Here is a 19,293-nt window from a genome sequence, read left to right as displayed (position 1 = left end):
CCGGTCGAGCGCATTTCCCTCGCTCTCGACGACGGACGCACCCTGAGCGCCCTCCGCTTCGGCGACACACCGCCAGTGGTCACCTTTGTCCACGGCGCGGGCCTCAACGCCCACACCTGGGACTCGACGATCCTGGCGCTGGGTCTGCCCGCCCTCGCGATCGACCTCCCCGGCCACGGCGATTCGTCCTGGCGGCCTGACGCCGCCTATACCGCGGCGAACCTCGCTCCGGATGTGGCAACGGGCATCAGGGCGTGGACGTCGGCGCCACAGCTCGTCGTCGGACACTCGCTGGGGGGTCTGACCGGTGCTGCGCTGGCGGCATCCGTTCCCGAGCTCGTGACGCAACTGATCATGATCGACATCACCCCGGGCATCGATCCCAACGCAGGGGCTGCGCAGATCCGGGCGTTCTTCGCGGGACCGACCGACTGGGCCAGCCGCGACGAGTTGGTTGATCGCGCACTGGCCTTCGGCCTCGGTGGGGGGACCCGCGAGAAGGCCGAACGCGGGGTGTACCTGAACTCGCGAGTACGCGAAGACGGACGCGTCGAATGGAAGCACCACTTCGCTCACCTGGCGTCGGCCCTCGCGGCAGCGCCCGAGCTTGCCGCCCAGGTCGACGCGCAGCAGGACGCGCTCTCCGAGATCCTGTCGGCGACGGGATGGAACGATATCGCCGCCGTGACAGCGCCGCTGTCGCTGATCCGCGGCGAACAAGGCTTCGTGACGAGCGAAGATGCGGCGGAGTTCGCGAGGCGCCGGCCCGATGCCGTCGTCGTCACCCTCCCCACGGGTCACAACGTGCAGGAAGAGGCTCCGCTTGCACTCGCTCAGACCATCATGGAGCTGCGCGGCGCCGGGCAACGATGACGTCACGTTCGCCTCTCGATGAGGGGAACACAGCAACCGGACCCTAGAGTTATCTACCGCAGATCCCCTTCGTGCTCCGCGTGCCCACCACCTTCGCAGCGGATGCCCCCCGGAAAGGACTCCCATGTTCCGCCGCACCGCTCTGGCCGCGTCGGCCTTGCTCGCCGCGAGCGCCCTCGTTCTGACAGCCTGCACCGGAAGCAGTGACCCGGCATCGACGGCGACGGGGGCTCCTGACCCTGACGCATCTGTCGCGATCCGGCTCGTTCTGGAACCGGGGAACCTCGACATCCGGCAGACCGCGGGCGCCGCGCTCGACCAGATCCTCATCGACAACGTCTACCAGGGGCTCGTCGGCCGCACCCCGGAGCAAGACATCGTCCCTGTTCTCGCCGAAGAGTACGACGTGTCGCCGGATGGGCTGACGTACACGTTTACTCTGCGCGAGGGTGTGACCTTCGGCGACGGGCAGGAACTCACTCCGCAGGATGTCGTGTGGTCGCTCACCACTCGCCGCGACACCCCGGAATGGGCTGACTCGGCTCGCCTCGCAAACATTGCGTCGATCACCGCCGAGGGGCAGGACATCACGCTCACCCTCTCCGAACCCGACTCAAGCCTGCTGTGGAACCTGACCGGTCGTGCCGGGCTGATCCTCAAGGAGGGCGACACCGTCGAGTACGCCACCGCCGCCAACGGCACCGGCCCGTTCCTGCTCGACTCGTGGCGCCAGGGCGACTCGATCACGTTCGCCCGCAATGACGCGTACTGGGGCGAACCGGCAGCCACGGCAGAAGTGGTGTTCGACTACATCCCCGAAACGCAGGCTGCCCTGAACGCGGCACTGGCCGGCGAGGTCGACGTCGTCACGGGGTTCGACGCCAACTTCACCGAGCAGATCGAAGCAGACGGCGGTTTCGAGGTCGTGCTCGGGCAGTCGACCGACAAAGGCACGCTCGCGATGAACCAGTCCGCCGGCAGCCCGCTGGCAGATCAGCGCGTGCGGCAGGCGATCCGTCAGGCGATCGACCACTCTGCATTCACCGACGCATTCGGCGCGGGCCAGACTCTCTACGGCCCGATCCCGGAACTTGACCCCGGCTATGAGGACCTCTCCGACGTCGCACCGTACGACCCCGACGCCGCGCGGCAGCTACTCGCAGACGCAGGCGCCGAGGATCTCGATCTGACGCTCACGATCCCGTCCTTCTACCCGACGACGATCCCGCAGATACTCGTCTCCGACCTCAACGAGGTAGGTATCACCCTCACGGTGAACAGCGTCGACTTCCCGACCTGGATCAACGACGTCTACATCAACAAGGACTACGACCTCAGCTTCGTGTTGCACACCGAAGCCCGCGACTTCGAGAACTGGGCGAACCCCGACTACTACTTCACCTACGACAACCCCGAGGTGCAGGAGCTCTACCAGGAGTCGCTTGCCGCAACTGACGAGACCGAAGCTGCAGCCCTCCTGGCCGAGGCTGCCCGGATCGTTTCCGAAGACGCAGCCGCAGACTGGCTCTATAACGGCGCATCCATCGTCGCCGTCGGAACGAACGTCACCGGGATGCCCTCCATCAACGTCAACGAACGACTCAACCTCGCCAACCTCGCCAAGATCGCGGGCTGAGGCGAGACTGACGGGGTCATCGTGATGCGTCGGCCCGCGCCCGCCCCGGCGGCGCGGGCGGTGTCGCTCATCCGGAGCGACCCGTGACCCGGTACGTCGTGACCCGGCTCGGGCTGCTCGCGGTGGGGCTCGCCGTGGCAAGCGCGATCATCTTCGTGACGCTTCGTGTTCTTCCCGGAGACGTAGCCCAGCTGATCGCGGGCACAAACAGCACGCCTGCGCAGATCGAGGGCATCCGGGAGCAGCTCGGGCTGAACAAGCCGTTGATCGCGCAGTATCTCGACTGGGTAGGCGGGGTCCTTCGGGGAGACCTTGGCGCGTCGCTACTGACCGGCACCCCGGTGGCAGAAGAACTCGCCGAGAAGGCTCAGGTCACGGTGCCCCTCGGCATCCTTTCGCTGACCATCGCGGTTCTCTTCAGCGTTCCGCTCGGTGTGGCCTCCGCGATCTGGCGCGGCCACCGCCGCGGCACCATCATGAGTGTCAGCGCGCAGACAGTCGCGGCTGTGCCGGTGGTGTGGGCCGGCATGATGCTTGTCGTCGTCTTCGCCGTATGGCTAGGGTGGCTGCCGGCGCAGGGGTTCCCGCGCAACGGATGGGACGACCCGGCCGCCGCGGTGCGCTCGCTGATCCTCCCCGCTGTCACGATCGGGATCGTGGAAGGCGCCATGCTGCTTCGCTTCGTGCGCAGTGCGACGCTCCAAGCCGTCGGACAGGATTACGTACGCACAGCAGCTGCCAAGGGGCTGACTCGCACCACGGCGCTCATCCGGCACGGCCTGCCGAACGTCGGTTTGTCGGTCATCACGGTCCTCGGGCTCCAGGTCGCCGGAATCATCGTGGGCGCAGTCATCATCGAGCAGCTCTTCTCCCTTCCCGGCATCGGCCGCATGCTGGTTGACGATGTTGGCGCACGTGATCTACCCAAGGTGCAGGGCGAGTTGCTGGCCCTCACGGGCTTCGTACTGATCGTGGGATTCTTCGTCGACCTGCTCCACCGGATTCTCGATCCCAGGCAACGGGAGGCGTCGTGACTCCCCCTCCAGATGGCGATCGCCGCACACCCCAGCAACCGACTCGGGCGCGGTGGCTCGGTCGCGTATGGGCGGTGCCGACGGGACGCTTCGGGATCTGCGTTGTCGTGGGAATCATCCTGGTGGCTCTGATCGCCTGGATATGGACACCGTTCGATCCGCAGCAGGTCAACGTGCAAGACCGCTGGCTTCCGCCCAGCTGGCCGCACCTGCTCGGTACGGATGGCGCGGGGCGCGACATCCTGAGCCTCGTGATGGCCGGCGCAGGGACGACGCTCTGGGTGGCAGCCGGGTCGGCGGTCGTGGCCACAGTGCTCGGAATCGCCCTGGCGAGCCTTGGCGCTCTCACCACGCGCTGGGTTCGCGAATCGGTGGCGGTCCTCATCGACATCCTTGTGGCGTTCCCCGTGCTGCTCGTGGCCATGATGATCTCCGCCGTGTGGGGCGGGTCGCTGTGGGTCGTGATCTGGTCGGTGGGAATCGGCTTCGGCGTCAACATCGCCCGCGTCACGCGACCCGAGCTGCGACGCGTCCTGCACAGCGATTTCGTGCTCGCAGGAACTGCGGCCGGCCTCAGCCCGACGCAGAATCTGTGGCGCCACCTCCTCCCGAACGTCGCACCGGTGTTCATCGTGCAGCTGTCGTGGGCGATGGCAGTCGCTGTGCTCGCCGAAGCAGGGTTGTCGTACCTCGGGTTCGGTGCTCCAGTGACCGAGCCCTCCTGGGGAGTCCTGCTTCAGGATCTCCAGGACTACCTCACCGTTTACCCGCTCGCCGTTCTCTGGCCGGGGCTGGCGATCACGGTGACGGTGCTCGGGCTGAACCTGCTCGGCGATGGCATCCGAGAGGCATCCGACCCGACTCTGGTCTCCAGGACCGGCGCAGCGCGTGCGTCGCGCACGCATATGCCCGAGGTGGTCTCATGAGCCTCGAAGTGCAGGGCCTCACCGTCGAGATCGGCGGCGAGCGCGTCGTCGACGGTGTCTCGTTCGGGATCCCGAACGGCGGCGCTGTGGGACTCATCGGTGAATCCGGATCAGGCAAGTCCCTGACGGCGCTCGCGATCATGGGCCTCTTGCCCGAAGGTGCGACGGCGTCGGGAAGCGTCAGGTGGCAGGGACAGGAGATCCTCGGCCTTGAGGAGCGGGCTCTCGCCAAGCTCCGGGGCGACGAGATCGGAATCGTGTTCCAAGATCCCCTGACAGCTCTCAATCCTGTCCGGACAGTCGGACGTCAGATCGCAGAGTCGGTTCGCATCCACGAGCGCTTGCGAGGCCGCGAGCTTCGGGAGCGTGCCATCGCCGAGGCCTCTCGCGTGATGCTGCCCGAGCCCGAGGCCATCATCAAGCGCTATCCGCACCAGCTCTCCGGGGGCCAGCGCCAGCGCGTGGCTATCGCCATGGCACTCGCATGCAGGCCCCGGCTGCTCATCGCCGACGAACCGACGACGGCGCTCGATGCGACAGTGCAGGCCGAGATCCTCGATCTGTTGCGCGGCCTCACCGCCGACGAGGACATGTCGCTGCTGTTCATTACTCACGACCTTGCAGTGCTCGCGCAGATCGCGACCCAGGCGGTGGTACTCGAGCGCGGTCGCGTCGTCGAGGCCGGCGAGGTTTCCCGCCTGCTCAGCGAGCCCCGCGCGACTGTCACCCAGGGACTGCTCAGGGACGCTACCGCGACGCTGTGGCGGGGCGAGGGCAGCGACGCATGAGCACCGAGTTCGTCCGCGCCGAGGGTCTCACCCGACGTCACCGCACCCCGTCCACGCGGCTTTTCGCGAAGCCCGCTGTCACAACGGCGCTGGATGCTGTCGACCTCACGCTCGAAGAAGGACACGCCCTTGGCGTCATTGGCGAGTCCGGGTCGGGCAAATCCACCCTTGTCCGGCTCCTCCTCGGCCTGGACAGACCGACCTCAGGTTCGGTCCACATCGACGGCCGCGAGGTAGACGCGTCGTCATCGGCGAGATCGCTGCGGTGGCTTCGTCGGAAGACCGGCATCGTCTTTCAGGACCCCTACGCCTCGCTCGATCCTCGTATGAGCGTGGGGCGCATCGTCGGCGAACCGCTGTGGGCGCTTGGCGTCACCGGGGACCGGCGAGCGCGGGTGCGGGAGGTCCTCACACAGGTAGGTCTGGATGCCGCGGCGGCCGACAGGTTCCCGCGCGAGTTCTCTGGGGGTCAGCGTCAACGAATCGCTCTCGCGCGAGCGATCGTGCACCGCCCCCGCCTGCTCGTCGGTGACGAGCCGCTGTCGGCGCTCGATGTCACGGTGAGAGCCCAGATCCTTGGTCTGTTCGACCGACTCAGACAGGACGAGGGGATGACGATCATCATGGTCTCCCACGACATCGGAGTCGTGCAGAACCTGTGCGATCGGGTGGTGGTCATGAAGGACGGACGGATCGTGGAGCGGGGCGAGACCTCCCGCGTCTTGCACGCACCGGAGGCTGACTACACGCGGGCGCTCCTGGCGGCGATCCCCTCGATCACTCCCCCGGGCGAGACTCCCGCGGAGGACCGCCGCGACGGAAGAGCCCCTTCTTCACCGGCTTGAGCGACTTCTGGAGGTAGATCGTTCCCAGCCACCGCCCGAACTTGAAGCCGACGCGGCCCATCCGGCCGACTTCCGTGAAGCCCAGCCGCTCGTGGAGTGCCACTGACGCCTCAGCGCCTTTGTCGCTGATGACTGCGACGATCTCGCGAATACCCTTCCGCTGACAGGCCTCGATGAGCGCCTCGAGCAGGGCCCGCCCGAGCCCCTTTCCAGCAGCTGCCTGACCGAGGTAGATGGAATTCTCCACGGTGTAGCGATAAGCCGACTTCCCTGCCCAAGGCTGGACGAGCGCGTACCCCAGGATCTGGCCTGACGGTGACTGTGCCACCAGGAAGGGCAGGTCAAGTTTGCGCAGAAACGCGAACTTCTCGCGCCACTGGGCGATCGACCACACTTTCTCATCGAAGGTCACGACGGAGTTGCGCACGTAGTAGTTGTAGATCTCCCGAATGTCGGGGATGTCGCGTTCCTCCGCGGCACGGATGACGTAGCTGAACGGCCCTTCGGGCTCCGGCCGCCGTCGCAGATGGAAGGGAAGCCGCCGCTTCTTCTCGTATTCCTCTTCCAGCATGAGATCAGCCTACGCCGACGGTTCCACGCGCCAGTCGATCGGATCCGCGCCCTGCTGCTCGAGCAGCTCGTTGGCACGGGAAAAGGGTCGCGATCCGAAGAATCCGCGGCTTGCAGACAGGGGCGAGGGATGCGGCGACTCGATGATCGGAGTCGATCCCAGCAGCGAGCGCAGGCCCGCGGCATCCCTCCCCCACAGGATGGCGACAAGGGGGTGGTCGCGTGCTGCCAGCGTGCGAATCGCGTGCTCCGTGACGGCCTCCCACCCCCAGCCACGGTGCGAGCCGGGAGCGCCCGGCGACACCGTGAGGACGCGGTTCAGCAGCATGACGCCCTGATCGCTCCAAGCCGACAGATCGCCGTGGGAAGCAGGCCGGATGCCGAGGTCGTCGTCGAGCTCTCGGTAGATGTTCGCGAGGCTTCGCGGCAGGGGCCTGACGTGGGCGTCGACAGCGAACGAGAGACCGATGGGATGACCCGGCGTCGGGTACGGATCCTGCCCCACGATGAGGACCCGCACGTCCGCCAGCGGCCGGGCGAAGGCGCGAAGGACCCGATCTCCTGCCGGCAGGTAGCGCCGCCCCGCCGCGACCTCGGCCCGCAGGCGCTCCCCGATGCCCGCGATCTGATCGGCGACCGGGGAGAGCGCATCGGCCCAGCCACTGTCGATCAGACCCGCGTCGGCGAGCTCTGGCAGAGACATCGCCATGGGTCAGGCCGATTCCCTCACCGCGGCATCCTGCTCGATGACCGACCCCTGCCACGACCACGGGAAATCGATCCACAGGTCGGTGTCTTTCCACGACCAGTCCGGACGGATGATCGTCGTCGGCTTCGTGTAGATGACGACGCTGCGCACGATCGCGCCTCGATCGGTCAGGAGGCGCACCGCGAGGTCGAGCGTACGCCCACTGTCGGCGACGTCATCCACGAGCAGGACGCGCCGGCCATCGAGGTAGGCCATATCCATCTCGGGAGGAAGAAGCTCGGGATCGGGGAGCACAGTGCCGATGCCGGTGTAGAACTCGACGTTGATCGCCCCGCAGTTCTTGATTCCCAGGCCGTAGGCGATGGCACCGGCAGGCAGGAGCCCGCCGCGGGCGATGGCGACTACCACGTCGGGCATGAACCCGTCAGCCACGATCGTGCGGGAGAGCTCGCGCGTCGCATCTCCGAAACCCTGCCACGTCAACGTTTCCCGCTCGGTCGTCACCGGTTCTCCTCTCGGTTGCCCCCGCACCAGACTAGGCGCGGCCGCGGTGCTATTCTCGCGGGCATGCCCGCCGCATCCGCCCTCGACCGGTTGCGCGGAACGGGCCTGGGAATCACTGCAGGGCTGATCGGCTGGTTCATCCTCGTCGAATTCGTCAGCGGCATCATCCAGGGCTACTACGTTCCGCTCTTCAGCGACATCGTCATCGACCTCGGCATCCATGACTCGGACGTGAACTGGTTCGAGGCAGCCCAGCTGTTGCTGTCTGCGATCGTCGTTCCGATTCTCGCGAAGCTCGGCGACATGTACGGGCACAAGCGCATCCTGCTGATCTCGTCGATCCTGACCGCCGCTGCCAGTTGGTGGCTCGTGTTCGCGGGAGACTTCTGGACGTTCCTGATCGCCTGGGCACTGCAGGGGTTCTACGTCGTCTGGCTGCCCCTCGAGGTCGCGCTCATCTTCGAGCGCGGTCGCCGCCAGAACCGGGGTGTCTCGTCAACCCGGCGCGCAGCCGGGCTCCTCGTCGTCGGGCTGCAGGCCGGTGCGATAGCCGGCGCCTTGGCCGCAGGAGCGATCTTCGAAGCCACCGGCGGCGATCTCATCGTCACGATGATGATCCCCGCCATCGCGGTCACCCTCATCGCCGGTGTCATCTGGCTCGGCGTTCCCGAGTCCGAGCCGACGCCCGGCCGGCGCCTGGACACGTGGGGGTTCGTGCTGCTGACCTGGGGCCTGCTGCTGGTCACCGGCGCCCTCGTCTACATGCGCATGATCCCGCAGCTCGACCTCGGCGAGAACGCGTGGTGGTGGGTGGTGGCCCTCTTCGCCGCGGGCATTGCCGTCTTCGTCTGGTTCGTGAAGTTTGAACTGCGCCAGGACGACCCCGCTATCGACATCCGCGTCCTGCGCCGTCCCGAGATGTGGCCGGTGCAGACGACGGCCTTCCTCGTGGGAATCAGCCTGTTGGGCGCCCAGGGACCGCTGTCGACCTACGCGGGCACTGATTCCTCCCTCGGTTACGGTCTTGGACTGTCTGCCTCGCAGCGCTCCTACGTCATCGGCGTCTACCTGCTCTCCCTCATCATCGGCGCCATCATCTTCGCCATCCTGTCCCGGCGCGCCAACCCGCGACTCATCCTGATCGGCGCCTCGCTTCTGGTCGGCATCGGCTACTCGCTCTTCCTTCCGTTCCACGTCGAGCTGTGGCAGGTCCTGCTGAACCTCATGGTCGCGGGCCTCGGCTCCGGAGCCCTGGTCGGGGCGCTTCCGGCTGCTGCGGCAGCTGCGGCGCCCCGCGGACAGACCGGGATCGCGTCGGCGCTCACCAACACCACCAAGACTGTGGGCGGCGCCTTCGCGTCAGCCGTGTTCGGGGTGCTGCTGGCTGCAGGCGCCGGAGCAGTTGCCAGCGAGACCGCAGCATCCCTCGGCGGCTATCTCGCCGTCTGGGCGATCTGCGCCGGCGGCGGGTTCCTCGCGGCCCTGCTGTTGCTGTTCGTCCCGAAGGTGGCCTTCGCCGACACCGATACGAGTCAACTCGACGCGACCCGGGGCAGCTCCCAGCTCACCTGACCGCTCACCCGAGCGCGGCGCAGTCTCACATGTGTGCTGCTATTGTGCGCAACTGCGGCACATAAATGCGCAGCATCCGCACACAACGACCGCACACTCGTGACCGGTGGTGCAGGGCGAGCGGTCGGGCTACGGGAGGCGGGGCCGGAGCGGACCGCGGGCCAGCAGGTGCTGCGCCGACTGGGCAACGGGACGCATGGTGACGAGGTCGAGATTCACGTGGCCCGGCGCCTCCAGGGCGTAGCCGATGACGTCAGCGACATCCTCCGCAGTCAACGGATGCTGCACGCCCTCGTAAACCGCCGCAGCCCGCTCGCGGTCACCGCCGACGCGGTTCAGCGTGAACTCCTCGGTGTAGACCATTCCGGGGGCGATCTCGACGACGCGCAGCGGCTCGCCGTTCAGCTCGAGGCGCAGGGCGCTGACAAGCATCGACTCGGCTGCCTTGGCGGCGTTGTACCCGCCGCCTCCGGGGTAGGCCACCTGCGCGGCGGTAGAGGTCACGAAGAGGAGGTCGGCGTGAGAGTCGGATGCCGCAGCCTGCCGCAGCTGCGGCAGCAGCGCACGCGTGAGTCGCTGCACCGCGAGGACGTTGACGTCGTACATCCATTGCCAGTCGGACACGTTCCCGTCTTCGACCCGGTCGGTGCCGCGGGCTCCGCCGGCGATGTGCGCAAGGGCGTGCACGGCGCCGGAGCCGGCGAGGAACTGCGTCAGAGCGTCGATGTCGGCATCCGTCGTGAGATCCGCCGCGAACGCGACGGCACCAGTCTCCGCCTCCAGCGCCGCCAGGCGATCAGCCCGGCGCGCGACAGCGACGACCTCCCATCCGCTCGAGCGCAGCCGGCGCACCGTCGCCGCGCCGATTCCCGAACTTGCCCCCGTCACCACAGCGCGTCTGGTCATACCTCAACGCTAGCCGCCGCGGGACCGCCCGAGTGTTACGTCACATTTCCGCACTGTTGTTGACACGGGCTCATGTTCGTACTCTCGGTGGTGGCCGGTCGACCCGCCGACCGACCCCGAAGACTCAAGGAGCACACCATGTCCGCACCCGAGAACTGGAAGTTCGAGACCAAGCAGATCCACTCCGGCGCTGCACCCGACCCGACCACCAAGTCGCGCGCGACCCCGATCTACCAGACCACCTCGTACGTGTTCGACAACGCCGACCACGCCCAGAACCTCTTCGCCCTGGCCGAGTTCGGCAACATCTACACCCGCATCATGAACCCGACGCAGGACGTCGTGGAGCAGCGCGTCGCGGCGCTCGAGGGCGGCAGCGGTGCCCTCCTCGTCTCCTCCGGCCAGGCCGCCGAGACCTTCGCTGTCCTGAACATCGCCCAGGCCGGCGACCACATCGTCTCGTCGAGCTCGATCTACGGCGGCACGTACAACCTCTTCAAGTACACGCTGGCCAAGCTCGGCATCGAGACGACCTTCGTCGAGAACCAGGACGACCCCGAGGAGTGGCGTCGCGCGGTCCGCCCGAACACGAAGCTCTTCTTCGCCGAGACGATCGGCAACCCGAAGATCAACGTCCTCGACATCCGCTCGGTCTCCGCCGTCGCCCACGAGAACGGCGTACCGCTGATCGTCGACAACACGATCGCGACCCCGTTCCTCATCCGTCCGCTCGAGCACGGCGCCGACATCGTCATTCACTCGGCGACGAAGTTCCTCGGCGGTCACGGCACCACCATCGGCGGCATCATCGTCGACGGCGGCAAGTTCGCGTGGTCGCAGAACGTCGAGAAGTTCCCCGGCCTCACCGAGCCCGACCCGTCCTACCACGGCGCGTCCTACACGACGGCTGTCGGCGACGGTCTTGCCTACATCATCAAGGCACGCGTCCAGCTGCTGCGCGACCTCGGCTCGGCGATCTCTCCGATCAACGCCTGGTTGCTGTTGCAGGGCATCGAGACCCTGTCGCTGCGCATCGAGCGTCACGTGCAGAACGCCCAGGAGATCGCCGAATGGCTCGAGAACCAGGATGACGTTGCGGCAGTGAACTACTCGGGTCTGCCCACCTCCCCGTGGTACGCCGCCGCGAACACCTACGCACCCAAGGGCGTCGGCGCTGTGCTCTCGTTCGAGCTCAAGGGCGGGGTCGACGCCGGTCGCGCCTTCGTGGACTCTCTCGAGCTGTTCAGCCACCTCGCCAACATCGGAGACGTGCGCTCGCTCGTCATCCACCCGGCATCCACCACCCACTCGCAGCTCACCCCCGAGCAGCAGCTCACCGCTGGCGTGACTCCTGGGCTGGTTCGCCTCTCCGTCGGTCTCGAGAACATCGAGGACCTGAAGGCCGACCTTGCCCAGGCCCTCGCCGCAGCACGCAGCGTCGGAGCCGCAGCCAACGCCTGACCTGCGCGTCGCACCCGAAGGGTCGCAACGCGCCGCACAGATCCCAGATCCTGCGGCGAGTTGCGACCCTTCGGCGTTGGCGTCCGGACGCGGGGAACGTCATATTGCGACGGGAACCGTGCCTGACCCGGGAGAATGGGCGAATGGACTGGCAGACCTCGGAAGACACGGTGCCCTCTTCGCCCGTGACTGAAGCCGACGCGCGCCTGCTCCTGGGAAGGCCCCCCGCGACCGGAGCATGGCGCGATGGCGACCCCGCCGGAGATCGTCACTTTGCTGCGTTCGGCGCTTTTCGGACCGAGGGTGGCGCCGAGCTTCCGGCCTACCGCCTCGCCTTCGAGACGTGGGGTGAGCTCTCCCCCGCGCGCGACAATGCGATCCTGATCCTGCACGCGCTGACCGGCGACTCGCACGTGCGCGGGCCCGCCGGTCCCGGACATGCCACCGATGGCTGGTGGGACGGAATCGTGGGGCCCGGGAGCGCGATCGATACTGACCGCTGGTTCGTGGTCGCGCCGAACATGCTAGGCGGATGCCAGGGGTCGACGGGGCCCGCGACGATCGCGCCCGACGGGTACGAGTGGGCGGCACGGTTCCCGTACCTCACGATCCGCGACCAGGTTCACGCGCAGCGGCAGCTCGCCGATGCCCTCGGCATCGACGTCTGGGCCGCGGTCATCGGCGGGTCGATGGGCGGGATGCACGCGCTCGAGTGGGCAATCGAATACCCCGACAGGGTCGCACGGGTAGCTGTGCTGTCGGCGCCTCCGGCGAATACCGCCGACCAGATCGCGCTCAACTCCGTGCAGCTCGATGCGATCCGGGTCGACCCGCGGTTCCAAGGCGGCGAGTACTACGACGCAGCCGACGGCGACGGCCCGCACCGCGGACTGGCGCTCGCCAGGCGCATGGCACTGCTGAACTACCGGTCCCCCACCGAGCTCAACCAGCGTTTCCAACGCTCGTGGCAGTCCGAGGTCAGCCCCCTCGGCAATGGCGGCCGGTTCGCCGTCGAGTCGTACCTCGACTTCCACGGCAACCGCTTCACCCGCCGTTTTGATGCCAATACCTACATCACCCTCGTGGAGGCGATGAACTCGCACGACGTGGGCAGGGAACGCGGCGGCATCGAGGATGCGCTAGCCCGCGTGACTGCTACAGCCCTCGTGGTCGGAATCGACAGCGACCGACTGTTCCCCATCGAGGGTCAGCATCGCATCGCGCGCGGCATCCGCACGAGCCTCGATGGCGATCAGGCGGCGGTCATCTCGAGCGACTTCGGCCACGACGGCTTCCTCATCGAGACGCCCATTGTAAGCGCCCAACTGCGCCGGCTCCTGGAGAGCTGACGGCGCAGTCCGCGGTGTCAGGACTCGTCGCTGAGGGCTTGCTCGAGGCGCTCAAGCTTTCCGTCGAGTTCGCCGGTGTAGCCGGGACGGATGTCGGCCTTGAGCACGAGCGAGACTCGGGAACCGTACGCGCCGACAGCCTCGGTCGCAGCCTTCACGACGGCGAACACCTCATCCCACTCGCCTTCGATCTCGGTGAACATCGATGAGGTGCGGTGCGGCAGACCCGATTCGCGAACGATCCGCACTGCTGCGGCCACGGCATCGTGAACCGAGCCGTCGGCGCGGCCTGTGCCGCTGGGCGCGACGGAGAAGGCAACAATCATGAGGGAGACCTTTCGATGACGGATGCAGGGCGTTTGTATGATGCCAATCGGCCTGCCCCGGACTCGGCGTTGCGGGCGACGCGCACCAGGTGGATGACCGACCAGACGAACATCACCACGAGGGCGAGGTTTCGCACCGTGAGCAAGGCGACGACCCCCGGGGCTGGATGGTCCGTCATGAGGAAGTTGTAGAAGATCGGGTAGACGATCTGAGTCAGCAGGCCCGTCGCGACGGCAAACGCCGCGGGGCGCAGCCACGTAGCGCGGTCGATGACGAGCCCGAAGACGATCGGCGCGACGATCCACGTCATGTATTGGGGCGAGCCGACCTTGTTGACGACGATGAGGGCGAGCACGAGCGCGAAGGCCAGTGCGGGGTAGAGGCGGACGACGGGCGCCCCGCGGCGAACGCCCCACAGTCCGAGGAGCAGGAGCGCCAGCACGGATGCAGCAAGCAGCGGCGTCATGACGGCGATCACCTCGTTCACGCCGGGGCCGCTGACCTGGAAGGTGAGCAGGTCGCTGGCGTAGTAGACCCTCGAATCCAGAACATCCAGTGCCGCGAACCACATGTATGGCGCCGAGACCGGTGCCTCGATCTGAAGGCCTCTGCCGGTCTGGTCGGTGATGAATCCGAAGAGATACCGTCCGCCCCCGAGAGCGAGTACCACCGCGATGGTGGCTGCCGACACGATGAGCGCACCACCGACGATGGCCAGGCGACGTCGCACTGCCACGACGGCCGCAGCCAACAGAGCGGCGGGCCACACCTTGATCCAGGTGCCTGCAGCAAGCAACGCCGATCCGAGCCACGGCCGACGAATGAGCCACAGGCATCCCATGATCGCCAGGGGCACCGTGATTCCTTCGAGGCGGTACAGTCCGACGGGCCCGAGCGCGACCATGAAGGTAAGCCAGAACGCGGCAGCTAGCGCCCGCCCGCGGGAACGCGCATCACCGAGGAGCACGGCGAACGCGACGGCATCGACGAGCGTCACGACGATCGCCCAGGCCGGCGTGTACGACACTGCGGCCTCGAACAGCCACGCCGCGAGCATGGGCACGAGCGCTAGGGCCGGGTAGACCCACGGCTCCGTGATTCCCACGATCTGCCGCCCGGCCGGCCCGCAATAGTCCATCATGCCGAGGGCGCAGCCCGACCAAGGCTCGTACACCAGGTACACATCACCCATCGGTGCGTGCGGGAGCTGATAGCCCGCCACCGCGACGAAACCGTGTACCAGGGCGAACGCCACCCACATCCAACCCCGACGTGCCACGGCACCATCCTACGGAAGAGGCGGGGCCCACCCTGTCACAAGGCTGGTCGTGGTGATCACGATTCGCTGAGCACCGTGGGTGCTTCGGCGCTCGCCAAAAGGTGCCCGACCACGGGCGGGAGGTGCTCTGCGACATCCAACGCCGTGATCGGTCCGCCAGCAACCGACTCCGACGCTGCACGGGCGGCCTGACCGTGCAGCCAGGCCGCGGTCGCCGCACATGCGGCAAGTGACACCGACGCGCGCCGCGCAGCGGCTCCGGCCGTGACCGAGCCGAGAATCCCCGCGAGAACGTCTCCGGTCCCGGCTGTTGCGAGCCACGACGTCGGGGCCTCGATCGCGCACTCCCAACCCTCCGGCGACGCCACGACGGTCGTGGCCCCCTTCAGCAGCACAACTGCTCCGAGCGTGGCTGCGGTCTCTGCCGCGCTGGTGGCGCTCCGGGCGTCATCCGGGTCGAGCCCGAGCGCGGAGCGGAGCTTCGCATGCTCACCGGCGTGCGGTGTGATCACCGCCGGCGCTGTCGCCGATGCCGCGAGATCAAGCGCGCCTGCGTCGACGACGACGGGATCTGACCCGTCGAGAATGTTGCGCACCGCGCGCGTCTCGGCATCCGTGCGGGCTTCGACGCTGGTGCCCGACCCGATGACCCAGGCCTGCACGCGCCCCTCTGCCGTCACGGTTTCCGGACGCCGTGCCAGCACGAGCCGTGTGGCCCGCGACGGTCCAAGGTAGCGAACCATGCCGATGCCGGTGCGCCAGGCGCCCTCGACCCCGAGCACGGCGGCGCCGGGGAATTGCTGCGACCCGGTGCGAAGCCCCACGACCCCGCGGGAATACTTGTCGTCGCCTGCGGTTGGTCTCCCCAGGACGCGTCGCGCGTCATCTGCCCCCCATGACCGCAACATGCGAGCAACCCTACCTCTGGAGAATCGATGAGTCTGCTGTTCACCCCTGTCGAGATCGGTTCGCTGCGGGCCCGCAACCGCCTGTGGGTAGCTCCGATGTGCCAGTACAGCTCGACAGACGGGATGCCGAACACGTGGCATCTGACCCACCTGAGCTCGTTCGCGAGCGGAGGCGCGGGTCTGGTGATGACCGAGGCGACGGCCGTGAGCCCGGAGGGGCGGATCAGCCCCGACGACACCGGGATCTGGAACGACCAGCAGCGTGACGGCTGGGCACCGATCGCTTCCGAGATCCGCTCTCGCGGAGCTCTTGCCGCCATCCAGCTCGCGCACGCGGGCCGGAAAGCGTCGACGTGGTCGCCCCTGAAGGCAGGCCGCGGCTCGGTTCCGGTAACAGACGGCGGATGGCAGGCGCTGGCGCCCTCCCCGATCGCCTACGACGGCTACGCCATTCCGCAGGAGCTGGATGCCGCCGGAATCGCCCGGGTCGTCAAGGATTTCGCCGAGGCGGCCGGCCGCAGCGTCGAGGCGGGCTTTGATGTACTGGAGGTGCACGCCGCGCACGGCTACCTGCTCCACGAGTTCCTCTCGCCCCTGTCGAATCAGCGAACCGACTCATACGGCGGCTCGCTCGAGAACCGCGCGCGCCTGCTGCTCGAGGTGATCGACGCGGTCCGCGTCGCCGCGCCCACCACCCCGGTAATGGTGCGGTTCTCTGCCACGGACTGGGCCGAAGGGGGCTGGGGCGTGGCAGACACGGCGGCTGTCGCCGCGTGGGCTGCTCAGCGCGGTGCCGTGTTCATCGACATTTCCAGCGGCGGCCTCGTCGCCCACCAGCAGGTCATCGCCGGCCCCGGCTATCAGGTGCCGTTCGCGCGCGAGGTGCGCGAGCTCGCGGGGGTCCCCGTGAGCGCCGTGGGCATGATCACGACGGGCGCGCAGGCCGAGGAGGTTCTCGCCTCGGGCGCAGCCGACGCCGTCATGGCGGCGCGCGAGTGGCTTCGCGATCCCCACTTCGCCCTTCGCGCCGCGACCGAACTCGACGTAGACATCGACTATTGGCCGGCGCAATACGAGCGAGCCCGCCTGGCGCAGACGAGGTGAGCGCGAACCGCTACCGCTCGTTCCGCCAGCCGCGGCGCGTGGCATCCTGCACCTCGCCGACGAGTTCCTCGATGACATCCTCGAGGAAAAGGACGCCGGTGATGGTGCCGCCGGCATCCCGGACCTGAGCCAGGTGTCGTCCCTGCTCGCGCATGAGAGCAAGCGCATCCTCGAGGTCGGTGTTCTCGGTCACCGGCACCATGTGGTGGATGCGGGCCGGATCGATCGGCCTCACGACGTCGGTCGCGGCGCCCTCCCCCTCGGCAGCGCGCAGGATGTCTTTCAGGTGGACGTAGCCGAGCGGGACACCGGCGGGGTCCACGATGACGTACCGCGAGAACCCGTTCTTGGCGACGGCGCGCTCGATCTGCTTCGGCGTCGTGTTCTGCGGCAGCGTCAGCAGATCTGCGAGCGGCACCGCGATATCGCGCGCTTTCTTCTCGGTGAACTCGACCACTGCGGCGACCGTTCCTGCCGTGTCCTCGAGCACTCCCTCCATACGCGACTGGGCGACGATCGTCGCGACTTCCTCGAGCGTGTAGGTCGAGGTCGCTTCGTTCTTCGGCTCGACCCGGAACAACCGCACGACGTGGTTCGCGATCCAGTTGAGCGTGACGATCACCGGGTGGAAGACCTTCGACACCCACACCAGCGGCGGCGCGAGCATCAGAACCGCGCGATCGGGCACCGAGAACGCGAGGTTCTTCGGCACCATCTCGCCGAACACGACATGCAGGTAAGACACCAGGACGAGGGCGATCACGAAGGCGATGACATCGACTACCGCATAGCTCAGCCCGGTGAGTTCGAGCGGCACCGCCAAGAGGTGGTGAATCGCCGGCTCCGAGACGTTCAGGATCAACAGCGAACAGATCGTGATCCCCAGCTGCGAGGTCGCGAGCATGAGCGTCGCGTGCTCCATCGCGTAGAGCGATGTCTTGGCGGCGCGTGAGCCGCGCTCGGCCAGAGGTTCGATCTGCGATCTGCGTGCCGAGATGACAGCGAACTCCGCACCGACAAAGAAGGCATTGGCCACCAACAGGACGACCAGCCATGCCAGGCCTGCCCAGTCGCTCACGAGGACACCTCCTCGTCGGCATCCTCACCGGGAAGCGCGGCGGGAACGAACCGAACCCGGTCGACGCGCCTGCCTGCCATCCGCTCCACCGAAAGGGTCCCCTCCTCGAGCTCGACGGTGTCTCCGACGACCGGGATCCGCTCGAGTTCGCTCATGAGGTAGCCACCGACGGTGTCGTACACGTCGCCGACGGGGATGCGGATGCCGACCCTATCGAGAACCTCGTCGGGCCGCAGCTCACCGGGGAACACGACATCCCGGTCGATGCGCACGATGTCGGTGCGGCGCCGGTCGTGCTCGTCGAGGACTTCACCGACGATCTCCTCGACGAGGTCCTCGAGGGTGACGACGCCGGCTGTACCGCCGTACTCGTCGACGACGATAGCCATCTGGTATCCGCGCGAACGAAGCTCGGCCAGGAGCGCGTCAAGATGGACCGCTTCGGGGACACGCAGCGGCTCGGTCGCGATCGCCCCCACCGGAACGGTTCCGCGCTTGCCGCGCGGCACTCCCACCGCGGCCTTCAGGTGAGCGATCCCGACGATGTCATCCATTGACTCCTCGTACACGGGAAAGCGGCTGTGACCGGTCGAGCGTGCGAGCTGGATGACGTCCTCGACGGAGTCGTCAGCGGCGAGCGCGTGAACGCTCGGCCGCGGCGTCATGACATCGGCGGCGGTCAGGCGCGCGAAGGTGAGGGAACGGTCGAGCAGCGACGCGGTGTCCTGCTCGAGGACGCCGGCGTTGGCCGAGCGGCGCACGAGGCTCGACAGTTCCTCCGCCGAGCGCGCACCCGAGAGCTCTTCCTTCGGTTCGACGCCTACGGCGCGAAGAAACGCGTTGGCGCTCCCGTTGAGCACGACGATCGCCGGCCGGAAGACGGTAGTGAACGCGGTCTGAAACGGCACGACGAGTTTCGCCGTCTGCCGAGGCACGGCCAAGGCGAAGTTCTTCGGTACGAGTTCGCCGATCACCATCGAGAAGATCGTCGCGATCGCCACACCGATGATGGCGGCGAGCGGGCTGATGACGGCATCCGGCCAGCCCCACCCAGTGAAGACCGGGCGTAGCAGACTCGAGATCGCCGGCTCCATGGTGTAACCGGTGAGCAGCGTGGTCAGCGTAATGCCCAACTGGGCGCTGGAGAGGTGTGTCGAGGTGATCTTCAGCGCGCTGATCGTCAGCGAAAGGCGCGTCTCCCCCGCTGCCTGGCGCGCTTCGAGGTCGGCGCGATCAAGGTTGACCAGCGCGAACTCGCTGGCGACGAACAGTCCCGTGCCGATCGTGAGCAGAAGCCCCACCCCCAGCATGATGAACTCCATCACGCATCACCCCAGGTCTGGGGTGCGGGTCGGTGGGGCGATCGTCGGCAACTCGGAGGGTCGTCCATCGTGAGATGAGTCTACCCGCCGAACGTCCGCACC

The 19,293-nt window shown here is 67.4% G+C and carries 19 protein-coding genes; 10 read left to right on the top strand and 9 right to left on the bottom strand.

The features are described 5' to 3' along the window. The 6 genes from B4F19_RS04825 to B4F19_RS04800 form a co-directional block, all read left to right on the top strand. The coding region (locus B4F19_RS04825; RefSeq protein WP_292733082.1) for an alpha/beta fold hydrolase at positions 1 to 873 on the top strand (873 nt) is incomplete at its 5' end. A gap of 124 nt (positions 874 to 997) precedes the next feature. Continuing rightward, positions 998 to 2,509: an ABC transporter substrate-binding protein gene (locus B4F19_RS04820; protein WP_292733080.1), complete on the top strand. Its 1,512-nt coding sequence runs from the start codon at positions 998 to 1,000 to the stop codon at positions 2,507 to 2,509. 83 nt (positions 2,510 to 2,592) lie between these two features. Continuing rightward, positions 2,593 to 3,543, top strand: coding sequence for an ABC transporter permease (locus tag B4F19_RS04815; RefSeq protein WP_292727676.1), 951 nt, complete (start codon positions 2,593 to 2,595; stop codon positions 3,541 to 3,543). Next, the gene (locus tag B4F19_RS04810) at positions 3,540 to 4,469 is read left to right on the top strand and encodes an ABC transporter permease (RefSeq protein ID WP_228177624.1); all 930 of its coding nucleotides are present in this window, start codon (positions 3,540 to 3,542) and stop codon (positions 4,467 to 4,469) included. Before B4F19_RS04815 ends, B4F19_RS04810 begins: the two co-directional genes overlap by 4 nt. Next, positions 4,466 to 5,257: an ABC transporter ATP-binding protein gene (locus B4F19_RS04805; RefSeq protein ID WP_292733078.1), complete on the top strand. Its 792-nt coding sequence runs from the start codon at positions 4,466 to 4,468 to the stop codon at positions 5,255 to 5,257. Before B4F19_RS04810 ends, B4F19_RS04805 begins: the two co-directional genes overlap by 4 nt. Next, the gene (locus B4F19_RS04800; RefSeq protein ID WP_292733076.1) at positions 5,254 to 6,102 is read left to right on the top strand and encodes an ABC transporter ATP-binding protein; all 849 of its coding nucleotides are present in this window, start codon (positions 5,254 to 5,256) and stop codon (positions 6,100 to 6,102) included. The genes B4F19_RS04805 and B4F19_RS04800 overlap by 4 nt, the downstream gene beginning before the upstream one ends. Here B4F19_RS04800 and B4F19_RS04795 read toward each other — a convergent pair. The 3 genes from B4F19_RS04795 to B4F19_RS04785 are packed head-to-tail and all read right to left on the bottom strand — an operon-like array spanning position 6,035 to position 7,885. After that, the gene (locus B4F19_RS04795) at positions 6,035 to 6,673 is read right to left on the bottom strand and encodes a GNAT family N-acetyltransferase (protein WP_228177621.1); all 639 of its coding nucleotides are present in this window, start codon (positions 6,671 to 6,673) and stop codon (positions 6,035 to 6,037) included. The two genes, B4F19_RS04800 and B4F19_RS04795, sit on opposite strands and share 68 nt — an antisense overlap. A 9-nt stretch (positions 6,674 to 6,682) precedes the next feature. Continuing rightward, positions 6,683 to 7,381 (bottom strand): uracil-DNA glycosylase, encoded by a 699-nt coding sequence (locus B4F19_RS04790; RefSeq protein WP_292733075.1) that lies wholly within the window; start codon positions 7,379 to 7,381, stop codon positions 6,683 to 6,685. A 3-nt stretch (positions 7,382 to 7,384) separates the two neighbouring features. Then, a complete protein-coding gene (locus B4F19_RS04785) occupies positions 7,385 to 7,885 on the bottom strand; it encodes a phosphoribosyltransferase (RefSeq protein ID WP_292727668.1) in 501 nt (166 codons plus the stop codon). 63 nt (positions 7,886 to 7,948) lie between these two features. On the opposite strand from B4F19_RS04785, the gene B4F19_RS04780 reads away from it, so the two are divergent. After that, entirely contained in the window at positions 7,949 to 9,457 is a 1,509-nt protein-coding gene (locus B4F19_RS04780; protein WP_292733073.1) for an MFS transporter, read from the top strand. Between the two features lie 129 nt (positions 9,458 to 9,586). On the opposite strand, the gene B4F19_RS04775 is transcribed toward B4F19_RS04780, so the two are convergent. Further along, positions 9,587 to 10,363: an SDR family oxidoreductase gene (locus B4F19_RS04775; protein ID WP_292733071.1), complete on the bottom strand. Its 777-nt coding sequence runs from the start codon at positions 10,361 to 10,363 to the stop codon at positions 9,587 to 9,589. Between the two features lie 138 nt (positions 10,364 to 10,501). Here B4F19_RS04775 and B4F19_RS04770 point away from each other — a divergent pair, with 138 nt between their 5' ends. Both B4F19_RS04770 and metX read left to right on the top strand, forming a co-directional pair. After that, a complete protein-coding gene (locus B4F19_RS04770; RefSeq protein ID WP_292733069.1) occupies positions 10,502 to 11,824 on the top strand; it encodes a bifunctional o-acetylhomoserine/o-acetylserine sulfhydrylase in 1,323 nt (440 codons plus the stop codon). Between the two features lie 143 nt (positions 11,825 to 11,967). Next, positions 11,968 to 13,173 carry a homoserine O-acetyltransferase MetX gene (gene metX / locus B4F19_RS04765; RefSeq protein ID WP_292733067.1) on the top strand — a complete coding sequence of 402 codons (1,206 nt, stop codon included), beginning with the start codon at positions 11,968 to 11,970 and terminating at the stop codon, positions 13,171 to 13,173. Between the two features lie 17 nt (positions 13,174 to 13,190). Here the strand turns inward: metX and B4F19_RS04760 are convergent, their stop codons facing one another. Genes B4F19_RS04760 through B4F19_RS04750 form a run of 3 tightly spaced genes read right to left on the bottom strand, consistent with a single transcriptional unit; the run spans position 13,191 to position 15,687 of the window. Beyond that, the gene (locus B4F19_RS04760) at positions 13,191 to 13,499 is read right to left on the bottom strand and encodes a thiamine-binding protein (protein ID WP_228177614.1); all 309 of its coding nucleotides are present in this window, start codon (positions 13,497 to 13,499) and stop codon (positions 13,191 to 13,193) included. After that, the gene (locus tag B4F19_RS04755) at positions 13,496 to 14,779 is read right to left on the bottom strand and encodes a hypothetical protein (RefSeq protein WP_292733065.1); all 1,284 of its coding nucleotides are present in this window, start codon (positions 14,777 to 14,779) and stop codon (positions 13,496 to 13,498) included. Before B4F19_RS04755 ends, B4F19_RS04760 begins: the two co-directional genes overlap by 4 nt. A 56-nt stretch (positions 14,780 to 14,835) precedes the next feature. Continuing rightward, a complete protein-coding gene (locus tag B4F19_RS04750) occupies positions 14,836 to 15,687 on the bottom strand; it encodes an ADP-dependent NAD(P)H-hydrate dehydratase (RefSeq protein ID WP_228177612.1) in 852 nt (283 codons plus the stop codon). A 27-nt stretch (positions 15,688 to 15,714) separates the two neighbouring features. Here B4F19_RS04750 and B4F19_RS04745 point away from each other — a divergent pair, with 27 nt between their 5' ends. Further along, the gene (locus B4F19_RS04745; RefSeq protein WP_292733064.1) at positions 15,715 to 16,791 is read left to right on the top strand and encodes an NADH:flavin oxidoreductase/NADH oxidase; all 1,077 of its coding nucleotides are present in this window, start codon (positions 15,715 to 15,717) and stop codon (positions 16,789 to 16,791) included. Between the two features lie 10 nt (positions 16,792 to 16,801). Here B4F19_RS04745 and B4F19_RS04740 read toward each other — a convergent pair whose 3' ends face one another. Continuing rightward, entirely contained in the window at positions 16,802 to 17,869 is a 1,068-nt protein-coding gene (locus B4F19_RS04740; protein ID WP_228177610.1) for a hemolysin family protein, read from the bottom strand. After that, complete coding sequence (locus B4F19_RS04735) at positions 17,866 to 19,191, bottom strand: hemolysin family protein (protein ID WP_292730212.1); 1,326 nt, start codon at positions 19,189 to 19,191, stop codon at positions 17,866 to 17,868. Before B4F19_RS04735 ends, B4F19_RS04740 begins: the two co-directional genes overlap by 4 nt. Between the last annotated feature and the right edge of the window lie 102 nt (positions 19,192 to 19,293).

Origin of the sequence: Microbacterium sp. UBA1097 (assembly GCF_002313585.1) — a bacterium.
Lineage (GTDB): Bacteria > Actinomycetota > Actinomycetes > Actinomycetales > Microbacteriaceae > Microbacterium.
Note: the sequence above shows the minus strand (reverse complement) of the source record. Positions and strands in the feature narration are given on the sequence as shown.